The organism is Pseudomonas sp. zfem005 (assembly GCF_032621735.1).
GTDB lineage: Bacteria > Pseudomonadota > Gammaproteobacteria > Pseudomonadales > Pseudomonadaceae > Metapseudomonas > Metapseudomonas solani.
On record NZ_JAVYJE010000010.1, the window covers coordinates 91,762 to 115,981 of the forward strand.

Sequence of the window (24,220 nt, forward strand, 5' to 3'; positions counted from 1 at the left end):
CGCCGTTTTGCATTGCGCGCTACCGTCAGAGCGGCAGGCCGGCCTTGATGCGGTACTGGTTGCGCACCGGGGTGGCGTATTGCAGCACCAGCCAGGGGCGCTGCTCTTCGGGGCAGGCGTTGAGGCGCTTCTGCCACTCGGCGCGGGCGCGGGCGATCTCGTCCGTGCCGAACAGGCTTTCCAGCGTCGGCACTGCCAGCTCGGGGTCGCGCTCGCTCCACATGGCGTAGGCCAGATAGTGCACCGGGAACAGCCGGTAGCCGCCGAGGATGCGACGGTCCATCTCGGCGGCCAGCAGCTTGGCGTCAGCGATGTCCTCGCGGATCTCGTCGTTGAAGGCGATGTGCACCCGGCCTTTGTAGCCGGTGATGCCCAGGGCGATGCTGGTGTCGTCCTCGCCCGGCGCCTTCTCGTAGCCGCCGGTGGTGGCGCGGATATACAGCTCGCGGGCCTTGGCCAGGTCGCAGGGATCGTATTCGTAGCTGATCGACACCGGCACCACGTGCAGGTCGTGGATCACTGCGGCGAAGGGCTCGTCCTTGCGGCTCATGTGGAACATCTTGAGGATCGCCGAATCGGTGCGGTCGTCGCCGTCCTTCGCGCGGCCCTCGGCCTGGGCGATCCAGATCGACTGGGCGTCCACGCGGATCGAGTGGTTGATATAGGCCGACAGCAACTGGAAGGCCGCCAGCTTCTCGCGTCGGCCCGCCAGATTGCGGTGCACGATGAAGCTCTTGTTCAGGCGCATGAGGTCGCTGACGAAGGGCTTCTGCAGCAGGTTGTCGCCGATGGCGATGCGCGGCGTGGGCACCCCGGCGTGGTACACGGCGTAGTTGACGAAGGCCGGGTCCATGACGATGTCGCGGTGGTTGGCGACGAACAGGTAGGGGCTGCCGGGCTTGAGCTTGTCCACGCCCGAGTAGGTCACGCCGTCGGTGGCGCGCTCGATGGTGTGGTCGACGTAGGGCTCGATCTTGTCCTGCAGCGCGGTCACCGAAGCGATGCCGCGGAACTCGCGACGCAGGCGATGAGCTATAACAGGCTTGAGCAGCCAGCCGAGCGGGCCTGCCAGGCGGGGGAAACGATAGCGGGTGAGGGCGCCGAGGAAAGCCGGGTCGGCGGACAGGCGCGCGAGCACCTCGGCCACCTCGGCATCGTCGTAGGGTCGGATGGCTTCGAATTCGCCCATCGGGTTCTCTTGTTGTGCTGCGGCTGGAGATAAGGGTGGCGCCCCGAATCACGGGGCCTGAAATAGACCGGCGATTATACAGCCAAGTCACACGGGAGTTTCGCATGCTGGAAACCCAGGCCTATGAATGCCCCTACTGCGGCGAACCGGTGGAAGCGGTGCTCGACCTTTCCGCCGGCGACCAGCAGTACATCGAGGATTGCCCGGTGTGCTGTCGGCCCATCGTCTTCGCGCTCGCCACCGACGGTGAGGACTGGAGCCTCGACGTGCGCCGGGAGGACGACTGATGCAGCGCATCTATGAGCCCGGCGACCTGATCGAGGCGGAGCTGCTCCTGGGCATGCTGGCCAGCGAGGGCATCGAGGCCCACCTGGCCGGCGGGCACCTGCTGGGCGGCATCGGCGAGCTGCCGTTGATGGGGCTGCTGGGCCTGCTGGTGGAGGATGAGGACGCCGAGCGGGCGCGGCTGCTGATCGCCACGTACAATGCCGCGCAACCCATGCCGGGCGATGAGCCCGACAGCTACCCCGGCACCCTGCTGTGCTGAACCTGCCCGAGCCCTTTGCCTGATGTCCGGACGCTTCGCCCTGTTTCGCTGGTCGCCCGCATTCGCCGCGTTGCCCGGTTTCCCCGCCGAGCAGCAGCCGCACTGGAACCTGGCGCCCGGTGCGCGGGTGTTGATGCTGCGCGGGCAAGCCGGCGAGCAGCGCCTGGACCTGGCCCGCTGGGGCCTGACCCCGGCCTGGCTTACCGACCTGTCGAAGACGCCTGCCCACGCCCGTGCCGAAACCCTGGTGGAACAGCCGATGTTCCGCGACGCCTTCCGTCAGCGGCGCTGCCTGATCCCGGCCAACGGCTTCTACGAGTGGCGCGGGGTGCGCAAGCGGCCTTACTGGGTCAGCGGCGAAACGTCGCTGCTGCATTTCGCCGCACTCTGGGAGCCCTTCCCGGTGGGCGATGCCGAATACCTCAGCCTGGCGATGATCACCCGCCCCGCTGCGGACCTGCGTCGGCCGCTGGTGCTGGACGAAGCCGGCCAGCAGCTGTGGCTGGCGGCGGACAGTGATCCGGAAGAGCTGCGCGCGTTGCTCACCGCCGCCTCGCCACCCCTGCGCGAGCGGGCGCTGGCCACCCTTGTCAACGACCCCAAGCTGGATGGGCCGGAGTGCCTGACGCCGGCGTGATCGGATCTTCCCGGGCTGAAGCCCGGGCTACAGAGCGCGTCTTGTGGGAATTTATTCGCGAAAGAACGGCGTGGACCCTGTAGGGGCGAATTCATTCGCCAGGCAGGCCGAAGGGCTGCTCAGCGGAGTCATGCGGGACAGGCGAATGGAAGGGGGCAACTGCGTTGCCCTGGGCGACTGAAGTCGCCCCTACAATCCATTCTCCCTGCGTCATCCCCGCGAGCGCGGGGCCCCGACTGAGTCGATCTACACCCGGAACTGATTGATCAACCGGCGCTGCTGCTCGGCCAGCTTGGTCAGCTCGGCGCTGGCCTGGGAGGCTTCGTCGGCGCCGCCGGCCACTTCATTGGCCACCTGGCCGATGTTGGTGACGTTGCGGTTGATGTCCTCGGCCACCGCGCTCTGCTCCTCGGCGGCGCTGGCGATCTGGGTGTTCATGTCGTTGATCACCGACACCGCCTGGGTGATGGACTCCAGTGCATGGGCCGCCTCGCTGGCGGATTGCACGCTGGTGTCGGTCTTGTCCTGGCTGTCCTGCATCACCTTGACCACGTCGCGGGTGCCTTGCTGCAACTGCTGGATCATGGTCTGGATTTCTTCGGTGGCCTGCTGGGTCTTCTGCGCCAGGTTGCGCACCTCGTCCGCGACCACGGCGAAGCCACGGCCCTGCTCACCGGCGCGCGCGGCCTCGATGGCGGCGTTGAGCGCCAGCAGGTTGGTCTGCTCGGCGATGCCGCGGATGGCGACCAGGATGGCGTTGATGTTCTCGCTGTCCTTGGCCAGGTTCTGCACCACGCCCACGGCCCGGCTGATCTCGCCGGCCAGGGCGGTGATGGCCGCAGTGGTGCTCTGCACGATGCGCTTGCCGTGGTTGGCGGCCTGGTCGGCATGGCTGGCGGCCTCGGCGGCCAGGGTGGCGTTGCGCGCCACGTCCTGGGCGGTGGCGGTCATCTCGTGGACGGCGGTGGCCACCAGTTCGATCTCCGCCAGCTGCTTCTGCACGCCCTGGTTGGTGCGAATGGCGATGTCGGCGGTGTGCTCCGAGGAGTCGCTGACCTTCTGCACCGAGCTCACCACCTGGCTGATCATGGTCTGCAGCTTGGCGAGGAAGGTGTTGAAGCCGCTGGCGATGGAGCCCAGTTCGTCGGCGCGCTCGGAGTGCAGGCGACGGGTGAGGTCGCCTTCGCCCTGGGCGATGTCGTCGAGCATGGCCACCATCTGCCGCAGCGGGCTGGCGATGCCGAAACCGACGAACCAGATCACCACCAGGCCGAGGGCGGCGATCAGCAGGCCGACCACCGACATGCCGAAGATGTCCTCGTCACGCTGGGTGGAGAGGTCGGTCTCCAGCTTGTGCAGGTCCGCCATCACGGTGTCCAGCGGCATGTTCAGGCTTAGGGTCCAGGTGGCGTCGGTGCCCGCGACCTTGAAGGGGACCAGCAGCAGGATGCGGCCGCTGTCGCGATCGACGCGGTAGACGGGCTGGTCGCCCTGCAGGGACTTGAGGCTCTCGGCCACGGCGCTGCCCAGCACGCGGTCGGCCGGTTCGCTGTTCTTGCTGGCATCGGCGGTGTAGGCCACCAGGCGCTTGTTGCTGGAGAGCAGGGCCATCTCGCCCACGCCGCCGTAGAGCTTCTGGTTGGCGCTGGTGAGCAGTTGCTGGATGAAGTCGAGGGAGAGGTCGGCGCCGGCGATGCCGCGGAATTGGCCCTTGACCATGATCGGCGCGTTGAAGGACGCCAGCATCACCATCTTCCCGCCCATCTCGTAGGGCGCCGGGTCGACCACGCAGGGGCGCTTGGTGTCGCGCGGGCACAGGTAGTATTCGCCCTCGCGTACGCCGGTGGGCAACACCTTGGTGCTTTCCAGGGTGTCCCCCATGGGCTCCATCACCAGCTTGCCGGCGGCGTCGCGGTACCACCAGGGCATGAAACGGCCGCCCTCGTTCTGCCCGGGCTGGCCGATGGAAGCGGCGTCTTCGCCGAAGGCGTTGGGTTCCCAGCCGATATAGGCATCCAGCAGCTTGGGGTTGTTGGCGAGGATGTGGTGCAACAGGTTGATCATCTCCTTGCGGCTGCTTTCCATCGCCACGGCGCCGTTCTCGTCGGTCTCGCCGGCCAGGGCGTTGGTCTGCGCCAGGCTGCTGGCCACGGTCATCGGGTAGGCCAGTTCGCGCTGGATGTCCGAGACCTGGGAGGCGGCGAGGCTGAGCAGGCGCTCGCTGATGATCTGCTCGAGCAGCGCCTGGGTTCGTGTCTGTACCAGCTCCTGGGTCCGGGCGCCGGCGAACAGCGCGTAGAGGACGAGGGCCACCACCACGGCGAGCACGCTGGCACCGGCCAGCGTCGCGACCGAAAACTGGATCGATCTGAATTTCATGGGAACTCCCGGGGTCTCAGGTACAGCCTTGGTCCATGACATATCGGCCGACAGTCGGCGAAGCATGAGCCTGCTTCACAAGAAAAGAACGCAAGTCGCTGGATGGCAAGGCCTGCGGTTGCTCCGGGGTGTGGCGCAGGCATAGAGTACGGCGCAGTTTTCACAGGAGAGTCACAGTGACGAAGTCTCACATCCTCGGCAGCCTCGCGCTGTCCCTGCTGCTGGCCGGATGCCAGGCAGTGAATACCACCAGCGGCGGCGCAGTCGGCGTCGAGCGCAAGCAGTACATGTTCAGCATGCTGTCCGAACAGCAGGTGAACCAGATGTACGCCCAGTCCTACCAGCAGACCCTGTCCGAGGCGTCGCAGCAGGGTGTGCTGGACAAGAACAGTGCCGACGCCAAGCGCGTCTCGGCCATCGCCAAGCGGCTGATCGCCCAGACCACGGTGTTCCGCCCCGATGCCGGCAGTTGGGCCTGGGAAGCCAACGTGATCGACAGCGAAGAGCTCAACGCCAACTGCGGCCCGGGCGGCAAGATCATCGTCTACAGCGGCCTGATCGATCAGCTCAAGCTCACCGACGACGAACTGGCGGCGGTGATGGGCCACGAGATCGCCCACGCCCTGCGCGAGCACGGCCGTGAAGCCATGTCCAAGGCCTATGGCGTGCAGATGGCCACCCAGCTCGGTTCCCTGCTGGGGGCCGGCGACCAGAGCCTGCAGATGGCCAACCAGGGTGTCGAATACCTGATGACCCTGCCCAACAGCCGCGGCAACGAGAACGAGGCGGACCTGATCGGCCTCGAGCTGTCCGCCCGGGCCGGCTACAACCCCAACGCCGCCATCACCCTGTGGCAGAAGATGAGCAAGGCCAGCGAAGGCGCGCCGCCGGAATTCATGAGCACCCACCCGTCTTCCAGCTCGCGTATCTCGTCCCTCCAGGCGGCCATTCCCAAGGTCATGCCGTTCTATCAGCAAGCCAAGGGCAAGTGAGGCCGGCGGCCTTGTAAAGGCCGTCCTAGGCGGCTCGCCGCCTGCATGACGCAGGCGGCGTGTACTGGAGGTCTCCCGTGAAGATCGCAGTCCTTGGCGCCACCGGCCTGCTGGGCCATCACACCGCTCGCGCCATCCGTGCGGCGGGCCACGAGCTGGTGCTGATCCATCACCCCGACTCGCGCATCGAGCGCCTGGGCTACCTCGACCCGGAGCTGCGTTCCGCCGCGCTGTTCGACCACCCGCAACTGAGCCGCGCCCTGGCCGACCTGGACGGCGTGGTGTTCTGCCCCGACGACGCACCCGCCCGGCACCGGCGCTGGCAGGATGCCGTGGCCAGCGCCCTCGACGAAACCAACCATTTCTACGCCGCCTGTCTCTCGGCCCATGTGCCGCGCATCCTCCATGTCGGTGCATCGGTCGCGTTGCCGCGCCATCCCGACGGTGAGCCGGGGCACGAGGGCTTGTTCTACGACGAGATGCCGCGCTGGAAGAACCCCTACCTGCTGTGCAAATGGGCGCTGGACCGACAGGCCCGCGAGCAGGCCCGTGCCGGCTTGCCGGTGGTGATCGGCATTCCCGGCATGGCCCTGGGCGAGTTCGATGCCGGCCCTTCCAGCGGGCGTCTGATCACGGCCATCGCCAGTGGCGCCATGAGCCGCTACGTGGAGGGGCAGCGCAATGTCATCGATGCCGGCGAGGCCGGGCGTGGGCTGTTGCTGGCCATGGAGAAGGGCCGTGTCGGTGAGCGCTACCTGATCACCGGGACCAACATCGAAATGGCCGAGCTGACCGCGCACATCGCCCGGCTGCTGGAGGTGGCTGCGCCCACGCCAATGCCACTGGCGGTGGCTCGGGGCATGGCGGCCCTGCAGCGCCTGCGCCAGCGCATGAGCGGCGAGGCGCCGAAAATCGACCCGACCAGCATCGCCGCCATGGCCGGCGGGCAGTTTCTAGATGGTGCCAAGGCTGCAGCCGAGCTGGGCTTCCAGGCGGAGGTGGCGCTGGACGACACCTTGCGCCGGGCCATCCGCTGGTTCGGTGAGAACGGGTATGTCTGAACGCGTTGGACGGGGCGTCCCGGGCTGAAGCCCGGGCTACCCGTGGAGGGCTGATCAGGGCAGGGCTTTTTCCGCATAGGCGCGGTTGCTCAGGCCGAGCTGGGCGCGGAAGCTTTCCATGTCGAACATGGTGCAGATCTCCTGCACTTCGCCCCGGCTGTTGAAGGTCCAGAAGGCCATGGCGGAGATGCTGAGGATGCGGTCGCTGGGCGGGTAGCCGAGGGCCGGCTTGTGGATGCTGCCGATCAGGGTGCACCAGGTGAAGACATGGGCTTCCTCGGCGATGCATTCCTCCACCACCACTTCCAGGTCGGGCATGGCGTCGCGGATCTTCAGCACCATCTCGCGGTAGCCCTCGCCGTCCAGCGGGCCCGGCATGAACGAGCTCTTGTAGAGGAAGTCCTTGCTCTGCAACTGCTCGGCGAGCGCCACGCGCCCCTTGTTCCAGGACAGGTCGATATGCTGGCGCGCCACGCGCTTGCGGTCGTCGGTCGACGTCATCTGCTTTCCTCCTCCCTGGTCGGGCCGGCAGTAGGGCGAGGAATCTACCAGTTGGCGCGGCGCTGCCATTGGCCGAAACGCCAGCGAACTGGCGTCAGGCCGGTGACGCGGTTCAGGCCGCGCCGAGGGTGAGCGCCTTGTACACGGCGTAGATGGCCAGGGCAGCGAAGGCCAGGGCGGCGAGGCGGCGGATCAGGGTCAGCGGCAGCTTGTCGGCGGCGAAGTTGCCGGCCAGCACCACCGGCACGTTGGCCAGCAGCATGCCCAGGGTGGTGCCCGCGACCACGAGGATGAAATGCGGGTACTGAGCGGCCAGCATCACGGTCGCGACCTGGGTCTTGTCACCCATCTCGGCGAGGAAGAAGGCGATGAGGGTGGTGAGGAAGGGGCCGTATTTCTTCAGCCCGGACTCCTCGTCGTCGTCCAGCTTGTCGGGCACCAGGGTCCACAGCGCCACGGCGACGAAGGAGGCGGCGAGGATCCAGCTCAGGGTGGCGGCGGAGAAGAAGCTGGCGACCCAGTTGCCCACGGCGCCGGCGGCGAAGTGGTTGGCCAGGGTGGCGGCGACGATGCCCCAGATGATCGGCCAGGGTTTGCGGAAGCGCGCGGCCAGGAGCAGGGCGAGCAATTGAGTCTTATCGCCGATTTCCGCCAGGGCAACGATCAGTGTGGGGACGAACAGGGATTCCAGCATCAGGGTTCCTACGGGGGCGGGTTCGACTAATCACCATGACACGTACAGCCTGCCCGCCCCGGGCCAGGTTGTTCGTGTCATAGGTCTTGTCAAACCGCTGGCCTGTCTAGGCAGGCTTGGGTCGCACGCGCCATGGTCTGTGGACCAAGTATGTTGACGCGTGCCTGGCGAGCAGGGCGCTCGCGGGAGACTACTCCCCTAGGACGGGGCGCATTTTGCACAAGGCGGGCGTGCCGGGCAAGCCCGCCGTTGCGCTGTTCGTCAGCTGTCGGTGGCGCGCACGTCCATCTCGGCGTAGCGCACGGTGCGGCTGCCGTTCTTCAGGCGGTAGCCGAACCAGATGGCGAGGAACAGCGGCAGGCTGATGTAGGTGGCAGCCAGCCCGGCCCAGTCGATGTGCTCGCCCACCAGGGCCTCGTAGTTCTGCCCGAGGGTGATCACCAGGCACAGGGCGAAGGCGAACAGCGGGCCGAAGGGGAACAGCTTGGCGCGGTAGGGCAGGTCTTCCAGGCGCCCGCCCTGGAGCAGGTAGCCCTTGCGGAAGCGGTAGTGGGAGATGGCGATGCCCAGCCAGGCGATGAAGCCGCACATGCCCGAGGTGTTGAGCAGCCAGGTGTAGAGGGTCGACTCGCCGAAGGCCGCGGTGAAGAAGCATAGCGCGCCCACCAGGGTGGTGGCGTAGAGGGCGTTGCGCGGCACGCCGCTGGCGGAAACGCGGGCGAACAGGCGTGGCGCCTTGCCCTGGGTGGCGAGGGTGTAGAGCATGCGCGTGGAGGCGTACATCCCCGAGTTGCCGGCCGAGAGGATGGCCGTGAGGATCACCGCGTTCATCACCCCGGCGGCGGCGGCGAAGCCGGCGCGCTCGAACAGCAGGGTGAAGGGCGAGACGCTGATGTCGCTGGCGTCGTTCTGCAGCAGGCTCGGGTCGGTGTAGGGGATCAGCATGCCGATCACGAAGATCGCCAGGACGTAGAACATCAGGATGCGCCAGAACACCTGGCGGATGGCGATGGGGATGTTCTTGCGCGGGTTCTCCGACTCGCCGGCGGCGATGCCGATCAGCTCGGTGCCCTGGAAGGAGAAGCCGGCGATCATTGCCACCCCGACCATGGCCTGCAGGCCACCGACGAAGGGCGCGTCACCCTGGGTGAAGTGGCTGAAACCGGGGGATTCCATGCCGCTCATCACGCCGAAGATGGTGGCCAGGCCGATGATGATGAAGATCACCACCGTCACCACCTTGATCAGTGCGAACCAGAACTCGCTCTCGCCGAAGCCTTTCACCGAGATGACGTTGAGCAGGAACATCAGCGCCAGGAACAGTGCGCTCCAGTAGATGCCCGGCGTGTCGGGGAACCAGAAGCTCATGATCAGCTGCGCTGCCACCAGCTCGGCGGCGATGGTCACCGCCCAGTTGTACCAATAGTTCCAGCCCAGGGCGAAGCCGAAGCCATCGTCGACGAAACGGCTGCCATAGGTGCTGAACGAGCCGGAAACCGGCATGTGTGCGGCCATCTCGCCGAGGCTGGTCATGAGGAAGTAGACCATCACGCCGATCAGCGCGTAGGCCAGCAGGGCACCGCCCGGGCCGGCTGTGGCCACGGTGGCGCCGGAAGCGACGAACAGGCCGGTACCGATGGAGCCGCCGATGGCGATCATGTTCAGGTGGCGGGGCTTCAGCGAACGGTGCAGGCCGCTGCTGGCGGTGGGGGCGGCAGTGTCGAGGTCAGTCAAGAAAAACTCCAGGTGCCCGGTGCTTCGCCGGGCGTGTTGCGGCTATCGGGTGCCGCTCGAGTATGGATGGTGCGCGGGTACCCGCCTGTCAGCGGCGGGCGCTGTAAATGCGGAAACCCTCCCCTTCGGCCAGGGTGCGGCAACCGCCGAGCGCCTGTTCGATCAGGGGTTGGTATTTGAGGAAGCTGTTGGCCACCAGGCGCAGTTCGCCGCCCACCAGCAGGTGGCGCACGGCCTCGCGCAGCAGCGTTTCGCTGGCCTGGTAGTCGGTGTGCACGCCCTGGTGGAAGGGTGGGTTGCTGACGATGGCCGAGAGCAGCTTGGGCGCGGCGTGGATGCCGTCACCGGCGATCACGTCGGCCTCTAGCCCGTTGGCGGCCAGGGTCAGCCGGCTGGCGGCGATGGCGAAGGCGTCGACATCCAGCATCACCAGCTGGCTCTGTGGATAACGTCGCTTGAGCGCCGCACCGAGCACCCCAGCGCCGCAGCCGAAATCCAGCACCTTGCCGGTGGGCAGCTTGGCCAGGTTGTCCAGCAGCAGGGCGCTGCCGCGATCCAGGCGGCCGTGGCTGAACACGCCGGGCAGGCTCACCACCTGCAGCGGGCCGTCGGCCAGGTCGAGGCTGTAGCGCTGGGCCAGGGCTTCGAGGTCCGGCACCGCCGGCGCCTGGTCCACCTGCACCTGCCAGAGCTGGCAGTGGCGGGCGCTGTCGAGCTTGCGAGGTTTGCCGAAGGGCTCCAGCTGGCGGGCGGCACGTTCGATGCCCGCGCGCTTCTCGCCTACCAGGTACAGCGGCTTGCCGGGCAGGCGCGCGGCCAGGGCGGTGAGCAGGTAGTCGGTCAGCTCGCGGGATTTGGGCAGGAACAGCACGGCGGCTTCGAAGGGGGCTTCGGGCGCGTTGACGCTGAATTCGCAGCGCCCGGGGAAGCGCGCTTCCAGGGCGTTCTGCTCGCCGATGTGCCAGGTCCAGCCGCGTGCCTGGGGCAGTTCGCCCAGCAGGTCGTCGGCGGGAAGGCCCGCCAGAAGCAGCGGGCCAAGGAACAGGTCGGCCTGTCGGAGCAGTACTTCGCTGCGCGGGTCCATTGGGTAGATCCTGATAAAAACCGCGAATTTTATCAGAATCTTTTAGGCCTTAGCTGACCGTGCGGCGAGGCGTTCCCTTCAGCCAGGCATCCAGGTTCTCCGCCATCTGCACGACGATGCGCTGCCGCGCCTCACAGCTGCCCCAGGCGTTGTGCGGGGTGACGATCAGCCGCGGGATGTCCACGGCCAGCAGCGGGTTGCCGTCCTTCGGCGGCTCCTGGGTCAGCACATCGGTGGCGGCACCACCCAGGTGGCCGCTGCGCAGCGCGTCGGCCAGGGCGTGTTCGTTGACCAGGCCGCCACGCGCGGTGTTGACCAGGAAGGCGCCGGGCTTCATCAGCGCCAGTTGCTCGGCGTCGATCAGGTTGCGGGTGTGCTCGTTGAGCGGGCAGTGCAGGGTCAGGGCGTCCACCTGGGGCAGCAGTGCAGTCAGGGGCAGGCGGTCTTCGCGAGGCGGCCGGCCGGGCAGGGCACCGAGCAGCACGCGCATGCCGAAGGCTTCGGCCAGGCGTGCCACGGCGCTGCCCAGTTCGCCATGGCCGAGCAGGCCGAGGGTCTTGCCCTCCAGTTCGACGATGGGGAAGTCCAGCAGGCAGAACTGGGTCGCCTTCTGCCAGTGGTCGTGGCGCACGGCTTCGCGGTAGTCGACGAAGCGGGTGGCCAGGTTGAGCAGCAGCATCAGGGTGTGCTGGGCCACGGACGGGGTGCCGTAGCCCTGGCAGTTGCACACGGTGATGCCACGGGCGCGGGCGGCGGCGAGGTCGATGTTGTTGGTGCCGGTGGCGCTGACCAGGATCAGCTTCAGCTCCGGCAGCTCGGCGATGGCGGCGGCATCGATGGTCACCTTGTTGCTGATGGCGACCTGGGCGCCGTGCAGGCGCTCGACGACATCCTTGTGGCTGGTCTGGTCGTGCAGCTGCAGGTCGGCGAAGTGCTGGCGCAGTGGCGCGAGGTCGAGATCGCCGAGGTCGAGGGAAGCGTGGTCGAGGAAGACCGCGCGGAGGCTGTTGGTCATCAGCTGTACCTTTTTCCGAAGCAGAGGTAGGCGTAAGGTTGCCAGCCTATCAGAGCCTTTCCCATTATTCGGAGGTCCCATGTACTGGGCGGAATTCCTCACCGTTGCCTTGATCCACCTGCTGGCCGTGGCCAGCCCCGGTCCGGATTTCGCCATCGTCGTGCGCGAAAGCGTTGCCCACGGGCGCCGCGCCGGCACCTGGACGGCCATAGGCGTGGGCACCGGCATTTTCGTCCACGTGGCCTATTCGCTGCTGGGCATCGGCTTGATCGTTTCCCAGTCCATCGTCGCCTTCAATGCCCTGAAGTGGCTGGCGGCGGCCTACCTGCTGTACATCGGCATCAAGGCACTGCGTGCCAAGCCGGCGGACCCGGTCGCCACCGAGGCCGACCTCACCGCCGCCGAGCGCAGCCCGCGCGGGGCCTTCGTTACCGGCTTCATCACCAATGGCCTGAACCCCAAGGCGACGCTGTTCTTCCTCTCACTGTTCACCGTGGTCATCAACCCGCACACACCGCTGACCATCCAGGCCGGCTACGGCCTCTACCTGGCTTGCGCCACGGCCATCTGGTTCTGCCTGGTGGCACTGCTGTTCAGCCAGCAACGGGTGCGCAGCGGCTTCGCTCGCATGGGCCACTGGTTCGACCGGCTGATGGGTGCGGTGCTGGTGGGGCTGGGGGTCAAGCTGGCGTTCACTTCGATGAAGTAAGGGGGCGCGCTCCGATCACCGCACCGCACGGCGCACGTATTCGTAGGATGGGTAGAGCTCCGCGAAACCCATCACCGCGATCCGCACTGAACCCTCCGAAGTCCAGGCTTCACTCCTTCTCCAGCGTCGCCAGCAACCCCAGGCTGGCGACGTATTCCCTCGGGTTTTCCCCCAACAGACGGCGGAACATGGCGCTGAAGGCGCGGCCGCTGCCGTAGCCCAGGTCGCTGGCGACCTTCTGCACGCTGTGCCCGGCCAGCAGGCGTGGCAGGGCCTCGGTGAGGCGCAGCTGCTGACGCCAGTCGTTGAAGTTCATGCCCAGTTCCTGGGCGAACAGGCGGGACAGGGTGCGGGTGCTGGCGCCCACCTGCAGGCTCCAGTCGTCGAGGGTGCGGCTGCTGTCCGGCGTCTCCAGCAGGGCCAGGCAGATGGCCTGCAGGCGGCGGTCGCGGGGCATCGGCAGGTGTAGCGGCATGCGCTCCAGGGCGGCGATCTCGTGGAGGATCAGGCGCTGCACCAGGGTGCGGTGCTCGTCGTCGGCGTCGCGTGCCTCCAGCTCCACCAGACGCAGGATCAACTCGCGCAACAGCGGCGGCACCGCCAGCACGCAGCAGGTATCCAGCGCTGGCGGCGCGGCCTCGGCGGCGATGAACAGGGTGCGCATCTGCACCTGCCCGGACATGAATATCTGGTGCTCGATGCCCGGTGGGATCCACACCGCGCGGGTCGGCGGAATGACCCAGGCGCCGGCTTCGGTAACCAGGCGCATCAGCCCCTGGGCGGCATAGAGGAACTGCGCCTGGTTGTGCAGGTGCAGGTCGACGTGGGCGTTGTCGGGATAGTCCAGGGCAACGGCGCCGATCCGGCCCAGCGGTAGGTGGTCGATGAACATGGCTGATCCGATGATCTTTTTGGCAGAAAGCTGCCGGTCGGCCAACCTAGCATGACGGTCCACAACAACCAAACAGCAGCGAAACTGCCATGAACCGACCGCGTACCGTCATCCGTTTCATCAACGCCGCCCACATCATCGATCACATGTTCATGCTCATCTTCCCTGCCGCCGTGCTGGGCATGACCGCCACCTTCGGGCTGTCCTATGCCGAACTGATTGGCTTGTCCCTGGGCGGCTTCATCGCCTTCGGTGCCTGCTCGCTACCGGCCGGCTGGCTGGGGGACAAATGGAGCCGCCGGCAGATGATGCTGGCGTTCTTCATCGGCATTGGCGCCGCCGCCATCTTCACCGGGCTGAGCAACAGCACGCCGATGCTGGTGCTGGGGCTGACGCTGGTGGGTGTCTTCGCCGCCATCTATCACCCGGTGGGTACGGCGATGCTGGTGGCCCATGCGGAGAACCGTGGCCGCGAGATCGGCATCAACGGCATGTGGGGCAACCTGGGCGTGGCCTTCTCCGCGCTGCTGACGGGCTTTCTCACCGCTCATTTCGGCTGGCGCGCGGCCTTCATCCTGCCCGGGGCGCTGTCCGTGGCCATCGGTGTCTGGTTCGCCTTCTGCGTGCGGGACGAGGCAGCCCCCGTCGCGGCCGCCGGGGCGAAGCGCGGTGCCGGTACGGGGCAGGTGTCGATGCGCCTGGTGTTCGGCGTGCTGGCGCTGGTGACCGCCACCGGCGGGGTGATCTTTAATGCCTCGACCATGACCTACCCGAAGCTGTTCCAGGAGCGTCTGGTGGAGCTGTTCTCGTCGCCCGAGAGCCTGGGCATCGTGGTCAGCATCGCCTATGCCTTCGGCGCCGTGGCGCAACTGCTGATGGGGCGGGTGCTGGACCGTTGCAGCCTGAAACTGCCCTTCGTGGTGATGACCCTGTGCCAGGGCCCGTTGCTGGTGGCGATGGCCTACGCCGACGGCTGGATGGTGATCGCCCTGGGCGCCGCCTTCATGTTCGCGGTGTTCGGCCAGGTGACGGTGAATGACGCGATGGTGGCCAACTTCGTCGCGCCGCAATGGCAGGCGCGGGTCTTCGCCCTGCGCTACTTCGTGTCCTTCGGCGCCAGTGCAGCGGCCATCCCGATGATCGCCTTCATCGAACCGCGCCAGGGGTTGGTGGGGCTGTACCTCGTGCTGGCGGTGTTCGGTGCGCTGACCTTCGCGGCGGCGCTGGTCTTCCCGAGGACGCCGGCCCACGCCCCCAAGGCGGTGCCCGCCTGAGGCGCGCCCGGGCGGAATGAAAAGGGGCTCCCGGACCAACGTCCGGGAGCCCCTTTTCATTGGCCGTGCGGGCGAGTTACAGCAGTTCCACCGCCACGGCAGTGGCTTCGCCGCCGCCGATGCACAGCGAGGCGACGCCGCGCTTGCCGCCCTTGTTACGCAGGGCGTTGATCAGGGTGAGGATGATGCGCGAACCGGTGGAACCCACCGGGTGGCCCTGGGCGCAGGCGCCGCCGTAGACGTTGACCTTGGTGTGGTCCAGACCGTGTTCACGCATGGCGAGCATGGTGACCATGGCGAAGGCTTCGTTGATTTCGAACAGGTCCACATCGTCCTTGGTCCAGCCGGTCTTCTTGAACAGGTTGGCCATGGCGCCGATGGGGGCGAGGGTGAACTCGCTCGGGTCCTGGCTCTGGGTGGCGTGGGCGACGATCTTGGCCAGGGGCTTGAGGCCGCGGCGCTGGGCTTCCTCGGCGGTCATCAGCACCAGGGCACTGGCGCCGTCGGAGATGGAGCTGGCGTTGGCGGCGGTGATGGTGCCGTCCTTGCGGAAGGCCGGGCGCAGGCCGGGGATCTTGTCGAGGTTGGCGGTCAGTGGCTGCTCATCGTCCTTCACCAGGGTCTCACCCTTGCGGGTGGTGACGGTGATCGGCACGATCTCGGCGGCCAGGGAGCCGTCGGCGATGGCGGCTTGGGCGCGCTTGAGGGATTCGATGGCGTAGGCGTCCATCTCCTCGCGGGTGACGTTGTAGGTGTCGGCGGTTTCCTGGGCGAAGGAGCCCATCAGGCGGCCAGTGCGGGCGTCTTCGAGGCCGTCGAGGAACATGTGGTCCTTGATCTCGCCGTGGCCCATGCGCAGGCCGGTGCGGGCCTTCTCCAGCACGTAGGGGGCGTTGGACATGCTCTCCATGCCGCCGGCGACCATCACGCTGTTGCTGCCGGCCTTGAGCAGGTCGTGGGCCAGCATCACGGCCTTCATCCCGGAGCCGCACAGCTTGTTGATGGTGGTACAGCCGGTGGCGGCGGGCAGGCCGGCATTCAGCGAGGCCTGGCGGGCCGGGCCCTGCTTGAGGCCGGCGGGCAGCACGCAGCCCATGATCACTTCCTGCACGTCGGCGGCGTCGATACCGGCACGGGCCACCGCTTCGCGGATCGCCGCCGCGCCCAGGTCCACGGCGGAAACGCCGGAAAGGCTGCCCTGGAAACCGCCCATCGGGGTGCGGGCGCCGCTGACGATTACGATCTCAGACATCTTGTTCCTACCTCTTCGGGTGATGGGCCGAGACTGGCCGATGGGGCGGATTCTATCTCGTGACCGAAAGTGGCCAAAGGGTCACGTGCAAATCATTCTTTTGACTGATTTATGCCTGGACGCAGGGCCCTAGAGTGCGGAGAAATCAATAACTACATCCCTAGCGCGCAGGTGCATTTCCATGGTGCAGACCCGAGTCATCAAACCGGCCGACAACGCCTACCAGTACCCCTTGCTGATCAAAGGCCTGCTGCTCTCCGGCAGCCGCTACGAGAAGACCCGGGAAATCGTCTACCGCGATCTGGTGCGCTACAACTACGCCACCTTCAACGAGCGCGTCGCGCGCCTGGCCAACCTGCTGACCGATGCCGGCGTAAAGGCGGGTGACACCGTGGCGGTGATGGATTGGGACAGCCACCGTTACCTGGAATGCATGTTCGCCATCCCGATGATCGGCGCGGTGCTGCACACCATCAACATCCGCCTGTCCCCGGACCAGATCCTCTACACCATGAACCACGCCGAGGACCGCTTCGTGCTGGTCAACAGCGAGTTCGTGCCGATCTACAAGGCCATCGAGGGCCAGCTGACCACGGTCGAGAAGACCCTTCTGCTGACCGACGCCGCCGACAAGAGCGCCGACCTGCCGAACCTCGTCGGCGAATACGAAACCCTGATGGCCGCCGCCTCCACCCGCTACGACTTCCCCGACTTCGACGAGAACTCCCTCGCCACCACCTTCTATACGACCGGCACCACCGGCAACCCCAAGGGTGTGTACTTCACCCACCGCCAACTGGTGCTGCACACCATGGCCATGGCCAGCATGATGGGCTCGGTGCACAGCCCGAGCCTGATGGCCAACGATGACGTGTACATGCCCATCACCCCGATGTTCCACGTGCATGCCTGGGGCGTGCCGTACGTGGCTACCATGCTGGGGGTCAAGCAGGTCTACCCCGGGCGTTACGATCCGGAACTGCTGGTGGAGCTGTGGCGTCGCGAGAAGGTCACCTTCTCCCACTGCGTGCCGACCATCCTGCAGATGGTGATGAACGCCAAGGCCGCCCAGGGCGTGGATTTCAACGGCTGGAAGCTGATCATCGGCGGCAGTTCGCTGAACCGCTCGCTGTACGACGCCGCCAAGGCACGTGGCATCCATCTGACGGCGGCCTACGGCATGTCAGAGACCTGCCCGATGATTTCCTGCGCGCACATGAACGACGAGCTGCTGGCCGGCAGCGAAGACGAGCGCACCACCTACCGCATCAAGGCCGGCGTGCCGGTGCCCCTGGTGGATGCGGCGATCATCGACGCCGAGGGCAAGTTCCTGCCGGCGGATGGCGAGTCCCAGGGCGAGCTGGTGCTGCGTTCGCCCTGGCTGACCCAGGGTTACTTCCGCGAACCGGAGAAGAGCCAGGAGCTGTGGGAGGGTGGCTGGCTGCACACCGGCGACGTCGCCACCATCGACGGCATGGGCTTCATCGATATCCGCGACCGCATCAAGGACGTGATCAAGACCGGCGGCGAGTGGATCTCCTCCCTGGAGCTGGAGGACCTGGTCAGCCGCCACCCGGCGGTGCGCGAAGTGGCGGTGGTCGGGGTGCCCGATCCGCAGTGGGGGGAGCGGCCTTTCGCCCTGCTGGTGCTGCGTGACGAGCAGGCCCTGGATGCCAAGACGCTGAAGGAGCACCTCAAGCCTTTCGTAGAGCAAGGTCACATCAATAAGTGGGCTATTCCCAGCCAGATCGCCGTTGTTACTGAAATTCCCAAGACCAGCGTCGGCAAGCTGGACAAGAAACGCATCCGCGTCGATATCGCCCAGTGGCAGGCCACTGGCAGCACCTTCCTCTCCGCTCTCTGAGCCGCTTTAGGCCGGGTCCCGCAAGGCCCGGCCTGTCTACCAAGCAAACGCTTGGCTTGTTATTTGCTGGCTCCGCGCCAGCTCACCCCGGCTTTACCAATCGCCAGATCGGGCTAGTCTGCAAACCTGCGAGCCAGAGTGCTCGCCGGACTGCAAATCACACTTTAGAGGGATCAAGCACTACTACCTCCTGGCTATAGTCCGCACCAATCCATAACAAAAAAACACACATGGAGTAGCGTCGATGACAACAAGAAAACCGTTCTGGCGCCTGGCACGACTGCCACTGGCCGTCAGCCTCGCATCCACTCTCGCCGCCCCGGCATTCGGCGTAACGTTCAATATCGGCGAGATCGAGGGGCAGTTCGATTCCTCGTTGTCGGTCGGTGCAAGCTGGTCCATGCGCGGTGCAGACAAGGACCTGATCGGTGTGAACAACGGCGGTGATGGCCTGTCGCAGACCTCCGATGACTCCCACCTGAACTTCAAGAAGGGCGAAACCTTCTCGAAGATCTTCAAGGGCATCCATGACCTCGAGCTGAAGTACGGTGATACCGGCGTCTTCGTCCGTGGCAAGTACTGGTACGACTTCGAGCTGAAAGACGAAAGCCGCCTGTTCAAGGACATCGACGATCACAACCGCAAGGAAGGCGCTCAGTCCTCCGGTGCGCAGATTCTCGACGCCTTCGTCTACCACAACTACGCCATTGCAGACATGCCCGGCTCGGTGCGTCTCGGCAAACAGGTCGTTAGCTGGGGTGAGAGCACCTTCATTCAGAACGGCATCAACGCGATCAACCCGATCGACGTCTCCGCCTTCCGTCGCCCCGGCGCGGAGGTGAAGGAGGGCCTGATCCCGGTCAACATGTTCTACGTGTCGCAGAGCCTGACGGACAATCTTTCAGCCGAAGCCTTCTATCAGTTGGAGTGGGACCAGACTGTCACTGACAACTGCGGCACCTTCTTCGCACAGCCAGACATCGTTGCCGATGGCTGTGATGGAAACCTCCGTGTACTGAGAAGTGCCGCTTCCCTCGGGCCGGCACTGGCTGCTCTAACTGGTCGTGGAATCGATGTGAACCAAGAGGGCGTGCTGGTGCGCCGTGGTGGGGATCGTGATGCTCGAGACGGCGGCCAATGGGGGACCGCGCTGCGTTACTTCTTCGAACCGCTGGACACCGAGTTCGGTGCTTACTTCATCAATTACCACAGCCGTACACCTATCTTCAGTGGCTCGGCACCGTCGCAAGCCGTGTTTATCGATTCTGCTGGCCTGGGCGCTCTGGCCCCCCTCGCCGTTGCTGGTCGGTCGAACTACTTCATGGAATATCCTGAGGATATCCGCCTCTACGGGCTGAGCTTCTCTACCACGCTGCCCACCGGCACTGCTTGGAGTGGCGAGCTTAGCTATCGTCCCAATGCGCCGGTTCAACTGAACTCCACCGATATCCTGTTCGCTGGTGTAGGTCCGCTGGCTGCACTTAGCCCCGCCTTTGCGGCCTTTGGGAATGCATCTGTACTAGACGGTGTGCCTGGGCAGGATCTTCACGGCTATCGCCGCAAGGAAATCACTCAGTTCCAAACGACCTTCACCCATTTCTTCGATCAGGTCATGGGCGCAAGCCGACTGACTTTGGTCGGTGAGATTGGTGTGGTTCACACAGGTGGCTTGGAAAGTACCAGCCAGGCGCGTTATGGCCGTGATCCTATCTACGGCCCCGGTCCGCTGCCGGCGACAGGTCCTGTGAATACTTGCCTTGCTCTCAACACCAGTACGTTGGGAAGCGCTACCGCAGAAAATGTCAGCAAATACTGCGAAAACGACGGCTTCACTACCAGCACCGCCTGGGGCTACCGCGCTCGTGCAATCTGGGACTACAACGATGCCTTCGCTGGTGTGAACCTGAAGCCGAGCATCGCCTGGTCCCATGACGTCGATGGTTATGGTCCCAACGGTCTCTTCACCGAGGATGCCAAGGCTGTGAGCCTCGGTTTGGATGCCGAATATCAGAACACCTACACCGCCAGCCTCAGCTACACGGATTTCTTCGGCGGCAAGTACAACACCCTGATCGATCGCGACTTCCTCGCGCTCAGCTTTGGCGTGAACTTCTAAGCGGCCCGGAACTAAGGAATCACCTATGAAAACAACAAAGAACCTGCTGCAAACCGGTGCGCTGGCGCTGTCCCTGCTGGCCACCGCCGTCATGGCGGCGGCGCCGGCCGACCAGGTGGCCAAGATCGGCACCACCCTGACCCCGCTGGGCGCCGAGAAGGCCGGTAACGCCGATGGCAGCATCCCCGAGTGGACCGGCGGCCTGCCGCAGAACGCCGGCCCGGTGGACGACAAGGGCTTCGTTTCCGATCCCTTCGCCAGTGAGCAACCGCTGTTCACCATCACCGCGCAGAACGTCGAGCAGTACAAGGACAAGCTGACCCCCGGCCAGTACGCGATGTTCAAGCGCTACCCGGAAACCTACAAGATGCCGGTGTTCACCACCCACCGTACGGCCACCGTACCGGCGGACGTGATCGCGGCAGCCAAGGAAAACGCGGCCAACACCAAGCTGGTGGAGGGCGGTAACGGTCTGGAGAACTTCAAGACTGCCAACCCGTTCCCGATCCCGCAGAACGGTCTGGAAGCGATCTGGAACCACATCACCCGCTACCGCGGTGGCAGCGTGCGCCGTCTGGTGACCCAGGCGACCCCGCAGCCGAACGGCTCCTACAGCCTGGTGTATTTCCAGGACGAGTTCACCTTCCGCGACAAGCTGAAGGACTACGACCCGAGCAAGCCGAGCAACGTGCTGTTCTACTTCAAGCAGCGCGTGACCGCTCCGTCGCGCCTGGCCGGTAACGTGCTGCTGGTGCACGAGACCCTCAACCAGGTGAAGGAGCCGCGCCTGGCGTGGCTGTACAACGCCGGTCAGCGCCGCGTACGCCGTGCTCCGCAGGTGTCCTACGATGGCCCGGGTACCGCCGCCGACGGCCTGCGTACCTCCGACAACTTCGACATGTACAACGGTGCGCCGGACCGCTACGACTGGAAGCTGGAAGGCAAGAAGGAGATCTACATCCCCTACAACAGCTACCGCCTGGACTCGCCCAAGCTGAAGTACGCCGACATCATCAAGGCCGGCCACATCAACCAGGACCTGACCCGCTACGAGCTGCACCGCGTGTGGCATGTCGTCGCGACCCTCAAGTCCGGCGAGCGCCACATCTACGCCAAGCGTGACTTCTACATCGACGAAGACACCTGGCAAGCCGCCGCCATCGACCACTACGACGGCCGTGGCACCCTGTGGCGCGTAGCCGAGGCCCACTCGGAGTACTACTACGACAAGCAAGTACCCTGGTACGCCGTGGAAACCCTGTACGACCTGCTGTCCGGTCGCTACCTGGCCCTGGGCATGAAGAACGAGGAGAAACAATCCTACGACTTCAACTACAGCGCTTCGGAAAGCGACTACACCCCGGCCGCTCTGCGTCAGGCTGGCGTGCGTTGATCCTGTAATACCGCGTAAACAAGCCGGCCTTCGGGCCGGCTTTTTCTTGTCTGTACTTTCCCAAGGGACTACAAATGGGCGGACCGAAAGGCTAGGCTGCCTCAGCGCTCACGCCCCCGCGGCATAACCATTCCTAGAAGCCGGGTTGATGACCGATCTATCCAGTTCGCGTTCCTTCGCGCCCGCTGCCGTACCGGTAGCCGGCGAACGCTTTTTCCGCCCCCCGCTGCCGGCCGGGCACCTTTCGCGCCCGCGCCTGTGCGACCGCCTGGCCGCCGGCCTGGGCGGCCGCCTGCTGCTGGTCAGCGCCCCCGCCGGTTTCGGCAAGAGCTCGCTCGCCATCGAGTTCTGCGAAGGCCTGCCGGAGGGCTGGCAGGCGCTCTGGCTCGGGCTCGGGCGTCGTGACAACGACCCCGGGCGCTTCCTCGAACGCCTGCTGGAAGGGCTGCGCCAGTTCTTCCCGGGGATGGGCGAGGAGGCCATGGGCCTGCTGAAGATGCGCCAGCGCCACCAGCCCTTCGCCTTCGAGGAGTGGATCGACGGCCTGCTCGACGAGCTTGGCCAGCGCCTGGACCGCCAGCAGCCACTGTTGCTGGTGCTCGACGACTACCACCTGGCCCAGGGCGCGGTGCTCGACCGCTGCCTGCAGTTCTTCCTCAACCACCTGCCGGAAGGCCTGGTGCTGCTGGTCACCAGCCGTCAGCGCCCCGACTGGCACCTGGCGCGCCTGCGTCTGTCGCGGCAACTGGTGGAACTCAACGAACATGACCTGCGCCTGACCGACGCCGAAAGCACCGCGTTGCTCCAGGCCCAGGGCGCGCGCCTGGATGGCGCCCACCTGGAGAACCTGCTGCAACGCAGCGAGGGCTGGGCCGCCGGCCTGCGCCTGTGGTTGCTGGCCAGCCAGGACGAAGGCGACGCCCATGCCCTGGCGCGCGGGCCCCACGGTGACGAGGGGCTGATCCGCGAATACCTGCTGGAAGAGGTGATCGACCGGCAGAGCGCCGAGGTGCAGGCCTTCCTTTATGAGACCGCCTGCCTCGACCGCTTCTGCGCCGAGCTGTGCGATGCGGTGCGCGATGGCCACGGCAGCGCCGGCATCCTCCAGCACCTGCAGGCCCACCAGGTGTTCCTGGTACCGCTGGACGAGCACGGCCACTGGTTCCGCTATCACCACCTGTTTTCCGACCTGCTGCGGGCCCGCCCGGCCCACGCCGCGACCATCCCTCAGGCCAGCCTGCACCTGCGTGCCTGTCGCTGGTTCAGCGCCCAGGGCCTGCTGGACGAAGCCATCGAACAGGCCCTGCGCGCCGGCCAGCCGGACGTGGCCGCCAGCCTGGTGCAGAACCTCTCCGAGGAACAACTGCTGGCCGAGCAGAACATCGCCATGCTGCTGCGCTGGAAGATGGACCTGCCCGACAGCCTGCTGGTCAGCACGCCACGGCTGATCATGCTCTACAGCCTGGCCCTGGCCCTGGCTTGCCAACTGGACGCCGCCGAGGAGCTGGGCGCCCAGCTCGCACGCTTCCTGCCAGCCCCCAACGCCCAGGCGCAGCAGGGGCTGATCGCTCAGTGGCTGGCCTTGAGCGGGGTCATCGCCCGGGGCCGTGGCGATATCGTCCTGGCCGAGCGGCACTGCGCCGAGGCGCTGACCGCGCTGTCCCAGGAGCGCTATGGCCAGCGCCTGCTGTGCCTGTCCACCCTGGCCAACATCGCCGTCGCCCGGGGCGACCTGTGGCGTGCCCGGGGCCTCAATCGCGAGGCGCTGGAGTTGGCGCAACGGGTTGGCAACCCGCTGTTCGAAGCCCTGGCCCATTACGACCGCGCGCGGGTGTTGCAGGCCCGTGGCGAAATCCTTCGTGCGCTGGATGAGGTGCGCCAGGGCCAGGAGCGCCTGCGCGGCCTGCCGTCCCAGCGCTTCTATGCCGCCCGGGCGCGGCTGGCCATCTACGAGGGCTACCTGCTCTGCGTGCGCCTGCAACCCCAGGCGGCGCGCAGCCGCCTGCTGGCCGGGATCGCCGAGGCGCGTGCCTGCCGCGACATCAGCCTGCTGATCGGTTACAGCGTGCTGGCCAGCCTGGAAGGCCGTGAAGGGCGCCTGTCGGCGGCCTTCGCCCTGCTCGCCGAAGCGGAGCGGTTGATGCACATCTGGGACGTGCCGCCGGTGTACTACCTGGCCATGATCACCCTGGTGAAGTGCGAACTCTGGCTGGTACAGGGGCAGGTCGAGCTGGCCTCGGCCTGGCTTTCGCGTCTGGCGGAAACCTACAGCGGCGAGCAGGCCGCCGCTGCCCCCGAATTCCATCCGCAGCTGCCGCTGCACATCGAATTGCAGCAGGCCGCCCTGGCCCGGATCGAAGGGCGCAGCGGCGAAGCCGAACGGCGTTTACGTGCGCTGGTGCAGCGGGCCAAGGAAAGTGGCGGCGCGCTCATGGCGCAGGTGGCACAGCTGCACCTGGCGCAATTGCTGCGTGTCGGAGGGCGCGACAAGGACGCTCTCGCATTGCTGGGCAGTGCCCTGGAATCCCTGCCCGGTGGCGCCTTGCTGCCCTTCCATGAGCTGTTGTCGCACCAAGGCCCCTGGCTGCGTGAGCAACTGCTGGTGCGCTCGGCCCCTGAGGCCGCGGCATTGCTGGCATTGTTGCCGGAAGCGCAAGCGCCGGCTGCCAGCGAGGCGCCACTGGCCGGGAGCGATGCGTTGAGTACGCGTGAGCTGGCGGTGCTGCAACTGATCGCCCAGGGCTGCTCCAACCAGGAAATCAGCGAGCGGCTCTTCATCTCCCTGCACACGGTCAAGACCCACGCCCGCCACATCAACGGCAAGCTCGGCGTGGAGCGGCGCACCCAGGCGGTGGCGCGGGCCAAGGCCCTCGGCCTGTTGCGCTGA

General features: G+C 66.2%; 20 protein-coding genes, 1 pseudogene and 1 riboswitch. Of the genes and pseudogenes, 11 read left to right on the forward strand and 10 right to left on the reverse strand.

What is annotated here, in order from left to right; genetic code table 11:
• Positions 1-25 precede the first annotated feature (25 nt).
• Positions 26-1,189 (reverse strand): 1-acyl-sn-glycerol-3-phosphate acyltransferase, encoded by a 1,164-nt coding sequence (locus tag RTW82_RS22215; RefSeq protein WP_316926510.1) that lies wholly within the window; start codon positions 1,187-1,189, stop codon positions 26-28.
• A 104-nt stretch (positions 1,190-1,293) separates the two neighbouring features.
• Here RTW82_RS22215 and RTW82_RS22220 point away from each other — a divergent pair, with 104 nt between their 5' ends.
• The 3 genes from RTW82_RS22220 to RTW82_RS22230 are packed head-to-tail and all read left to right on the forward strand — an operon-like array spanning position 1,294 to position 2,373.
• Positions 1,294-1,476 carry a CPXCG motif-containing cysteine-rich protein gene (locus tag RTW82_RS22220; RefSeq protein ID WP_184487390.1) on the forward strand — a complete coding sequence of 61 codons (183 nt, stop codon included), beginning with the start codon at positions 1,294-1,296 and terminating at the stop codon, positions 1,474-1,476.
• Positions 1,476-1,736, forward strand: a complete 261-nt coding sequence (locus RTW82_RS22225; protein ID WP_265169714.1) for a DUF2007 domain-containing protein — start codon at positions 1,476-1,478, stop codon at positions 1,734-1,736. The genes RTW82_RS22220 and RTW82_RS22225 overlap by 1 nt, the downstream gene beginning before the upstream one ends.
• Before the next feature lie 22 nt (positions 1,737-1,758).
• On the forward strand, positions 1,759-2,373 hold the full coding sequence (locus RTW82_RS22230; RefSeq protein WP_271658991.1) for an SOS response-associated peptidase: 615 nt from the start codon (positions 1,759-1,761) through the stop codon (positions 2,371-2,373).
• Between the two features lie 246 nt (positions 2,374-2,619).
• Here the strand turns inward: RTW82_RS22230 and RTW82_RS32255 are convergent, their stop codons facing one another.
• Together RTW82_RS32255 and RTW82_RS32260 are read right to left on the reverse strand one after the other, a co-directional pair.
• Entirely contained in the window at positions 2,620-3,462 is an 843-nt protein-coding gene (locus tag RTW82_RS32255) for a methyl-accepting chemotaxis protein (protein WP_374981947.1), read from the reverse strand.
• Between the two features lie 15 nt (positions 3,463-3,477).
• A pseudogene (locus RTW82_RS32260) lies at positions 3,478-4,818 on the reverse strand (HAMP domain-containing protein); the annotation flags it as partial.
• Positions 4,819-4,928: 110 nt separating this feature from the next.
• Between RTW82_RS32260 and RTW82_RS22240 the strand changes: the two are divergent.
• Positions 4,929-5,744 carry a M48 family metallopeptidase gene (locus RTW82_RS22240; RefSeq protein ID WP_271658989.1) on the forward strand — a complete coding sequence of 272 codons (816 nt, stop codon included), beginning with the start codon at positions 4,929-4,931 and terminating at the stop codon, positions 5,742-5,744.
• A gap of 77 nt (positions 5,745-5,821) precedes the next feature.
• The gene (locus tag RTW82_RS22245) at positions 5,822-6,805 is read left to right on the forward strand and encodes an NAD-dependent epimerase/dehydratase family protein (RefSeq protein ID WP_316926512.1); all 984 of its coding nucleotides are present in this window, start codon (positions 5,822-5,824) and stop codon (positions 6,803-6,805) included.
• A 54-nt stretch (positions 6,806-6,859) separates the two neighbouring features.
• On the opposite strand, the gene RTW82_RS22250 is transcribed toward RTW82_RS22245, so the two are convergent.
• The 5 genes from RTW82_RS22250 to RTW82_RS22270 all read right to left on the reverse strand — a co-directional run bounded on the left by RTW82_RS22250 (position 6,860) and on the right by RTW82_RS22270 (position 11,833).
• The gene (locus RTW82_RS22250; protein ID WP_021222272.1) at positions 6,860-7,306 is read right to left on the reverse strand and encodes a ketosteroid isomerase-related protein; all 447 of its coding nucleotides are present in this window, start codon (positions 7,304-7,306) and stop codon (positions 6,860-6,862) included.
• A 112-nt stretch (positions 7,307-7,418) separates the two neighbouring features.
• Positions 7,419-7,997 carry a TMEM165/GDT1 family protein gene (locus RTW82_RS22255; RefSeq protein ID WP_031288843.1) on the reverse strand — a complete coding sequence of 193 codons (579 nt, stop codon included), beginning with the start codon at positions 7,995-7,997 and terminating at the stop codon, positions 7,419-7,421.
• Positions 7,998-8,079: 82 nt separating this feature from the next.
• Positions 8,080-8,211: riboswitch (yybP-ykoY riboswitch) on the reverse strand.
• Between the two features lie 50 nt (positions 8,212-8,261).
• The gene (locus RTW82_RS22260) at positions 8,262-9,734 is read right to left on the reverse strand and encodes an amino acid permease (RefSeq protein ID WP_081711651.1); all 1,473 of its coding nucleotides are present in this window, start codon (positions 9,732-9,734) and stop codon (positions 8,262-8,264) included.
• A gap of 88 nt (positions 9,735-9,822) precedes the next feature.
• On the reverse strand, positions 9,823-10,818 hold the full coding sequence (locus tag RTW82_RS22265; RefSeq protein WP_043246536.1) for a class I SAM-dependent methyltransferase: 996 nt from the start codon (positions 10,816-10,818) through the stop codon (positions 9,823-9,825).
• A gap of 49 nt (positions 10,819-10,867) precedes the next feature.
• Entirely contained in the window at positions 10,868-11,833 is a 966-nt protein-coding gene (locus tag RTW82_RS22270) for a 2-hydroxyacid dehydrogenase (RefSeq protein WP_316926513.1), read from the reverse strand.
• Positions 11,834-11,912: 79 nt separating this feature from the next.
• Here RTW82_RS22270 and RTW82_RS22275 point away from each other — a divergent pair, with 79 nt between their 5' ends.
• The gene (locus RTW82_RS22275; RefSeq protein WP_263402670.1) at positions 11,913-12,542 is read left to right on the forward strand and encodes a LysE family translocator; all 630 of its coding nucleotides are present in this window, start codon (positions 11,913-11,915) and stop codon (positions 12,540-12,542) included.
• A 109-nt stretch (positions 12,543-12,651) separates the two neighbouring features.
• On the opposite strand, the gene RTW82_RS22280 is transcribed toward RTW82_RS22275, so the two are convergent.
• Positions 12,652-13,434, reverse strand: coding sequence for an AraC family transcriptional regulator (locus tag RTW82_RS22280; RefSeq protein WP_184487398.1), 783 nt, complete (start codon positions 13,432-13,434; stop codon positions 12,652-12,654).
• An 89-nt stretch (positions 13,435-13,523) separates the two neighbouring features.
• Between RTW82_RS22280 and RTW82_RS22285 the strand changes: the two genes are divergently transcribed.
• Positions 13,524-14,708: an MFS transporter gene (locus RTW82_RS22285; RefSeq protein ID WP_316926514.1), complete on the forward strand. Its 1,185-nt coding sequence runs from the start codon at positions 13,524-13,526 to the stop codon at positions 14,706-14,708.
• A 76-nt stretch (positions 14,709-14,784) separates the two neighbouring features.
• Here the strand turns inward: RTW82_RS22285 and RTW82_RS22290 are convergent, their stop codons facing one another.
• Positions 14,785-15,960: an acetyl-CoA C-acyltransferase gene (locus RTW82_RS22290; RefSeq protein WP_316926515.1), complete on the reverse strand. Its 1,176-nt coding sequence runs from the start codon at positions 15,958-15,960 to the stop codon at positions 14,785-14,787.
• 181 nt (positions 15,961-16,141) lie between these two features.
• On the opposite strand from RTW82_RS22290, the gene RTW82_RS22295 reads away from it, so the two are divergent.
• The 4 genes from RTW82_RS22295 to RTW82_RS22310 all read left to right on the forward strand — a co-directional run bounded on the left by RTW82_RS22295 (position 16,142) and on the right by RTW82_RS22310 (position 24,220).
• Complete coding sequence (locus RTW82_RS22295; protein ID WP_316926516.1) at positions 16,142-17,824, forward strand: fatty acid--CoA ligase; 1,683 nt, start codon at positions 16,142-16,144, stop codon at positions 17,822-17,824.
• 244 nt (positions 17,825-18,068) lie between these two features.
• Positions 18,069-19,940: a DUF1302 domain-containing protein gene (locus tag RTW82_RS22300; protein ID WP_316926517.1), complete on the forward strand. Its 1,872-nt coding sequence runs from the start codon at positions 18,069-18,071 to the stop codon at positions 19,938-19,940.
• 25 nt (positions 19,941-19,965) lie between these two features.
• Complete coding sequence (locus tag RTW82_RS22305; RefSeq protein ID WP_316926518.1) at positions 19,966-21,333, forward strand: DUF1329 domain-containing protein; 1,368 nt, start codon at positions 19,966-19,968, stop codon at positions 21,331-21,333.
• 148 nt (positions 21,334-21,481) lie between these two features.
• The gene (locus RTW82_RS22310; protein ID WP_316926519.1) at positions 21,482-24,220 is read left to right on the forward strand and encodes a LuxR C-terminal-related transcriptional regulator; all 2,739 of its coding nucleotides are present in this window, start codon (positions 21,482-21,484) and stop codon (positions 24,218-24,220) included.

Bases quoted from the DNA above. Each gene is read 5' to 3' on its own strand.
- RTW82_RS22215 (WP_316926510.1), bottom strand. From the start codon at position 1,189: ATGGGCGAATTCGAAGCCATCCGACCCTACGACGATGCCGAGGTGGCC.
- RTW82_RS22220 (WP_184487390.1), top strand. From the start codon at position 1,294: ATGCTGGAAACCCAGGCCTATGAATGCCCCTACTGCGGCGAACCGGTG.
- RTW82_RS22225 (WP_265169714.1), top strand. From the start codon at position 1,476: ATGCAGCGCATCTATGAGCCCGGCGACCTGATCGAGGCGGAGCTGCTC.
- RTW82_RS22230 (WP_271658991.1), top strand. From the start codon at position 1,759: ATGTCCGGACGCTTCGCCCTGTTTCGCTGGTCGCCCGCATTCGCCGCG.
- RTW82_RS32255 (WP_374981947.1), bottom strand. From the start codon at position 3,462: ATGATCAGCCAGGTGGTGAGCTCGGTGCAGAAGGTCAGCGACTCCTCG.
- RTW82_RS22250 (WP_021222272.1), bottom strand. From the start codon at position 7,306: ATGACGTCGACCGACGACCGCAAGCGCGTGGCGCGCCAGCATATCGAC.
- RTW82_RS22265 (WP_043246536.1), bottom strand. From the start codon at position 10,818: ATGGACCCGCGCAGCGAAGTACTGCTCCGACAGGCCGACCTGTTCCTT.
- RTW82_RS22270 (WP_316926513.1), bottom strand. From the start codon at position 11,833: ATGACCAACAGCCTCCGCGCGGTCTTCCTCGACCACGCTTCCCTCGAC.
- RTW82_RS22275 (WP_263402670.1), top strand. From the start codon at position 11,913: ATGTACTGGGCGGAATTCCTCACCGTTGCCTTGATCCACCTGCTGGCC.
- RTW82_RS22280 (WP_184487398.1), bottom strand. From the start codon at position 13,434: ATGTTCATCGACCACCTACCGCTGGGCCGGATCGGCGCCGTTGCCCTG.
- RTW82_RS22285 (WP_316926514.1), top strand. From the start codon at position 13,524: ATGAACCGACCGCGTACCGTCATCCGTTTCATCAACGCCGCCCACATC.
- RTW82_RS22290 (WP_316926515.1), bottom strand. From the start codon at position 15,960: ATGTCTGAGATCGTAATCGTCAGCGGCGCCCGCACCCCGATGGGCGGT.
- RTW82_RS22295 (WP_316926516.1), top strand. From the start codon at position 16,142: ATGGTGCAGACCCGAGTCATCAAACCGGCCGACAACGCCTACCAGTAC.
- RTW82_RS22300 (WP_316926517.1), top strand. From the start codon at position 18,069: ATGACAACAAGAAAACCGTTCTGGCGCCTGGCACGACTGCCACTGGCC.
- RTW82_RS22305 (WP_316926518.1), top strand. From the start codon at position 19,966: ATGAAAACAACAAAGAACCTGCTGCAAACCGGTGCGCTGGCGCTGTCC.
- RTW82_RS22310 (WP_316926519.1), top strand. From the start codon at position 21,482: ATGACCGATCTATCCAGTTCGCGTTCCTTCGCGCCCGCTGCCGTACCG.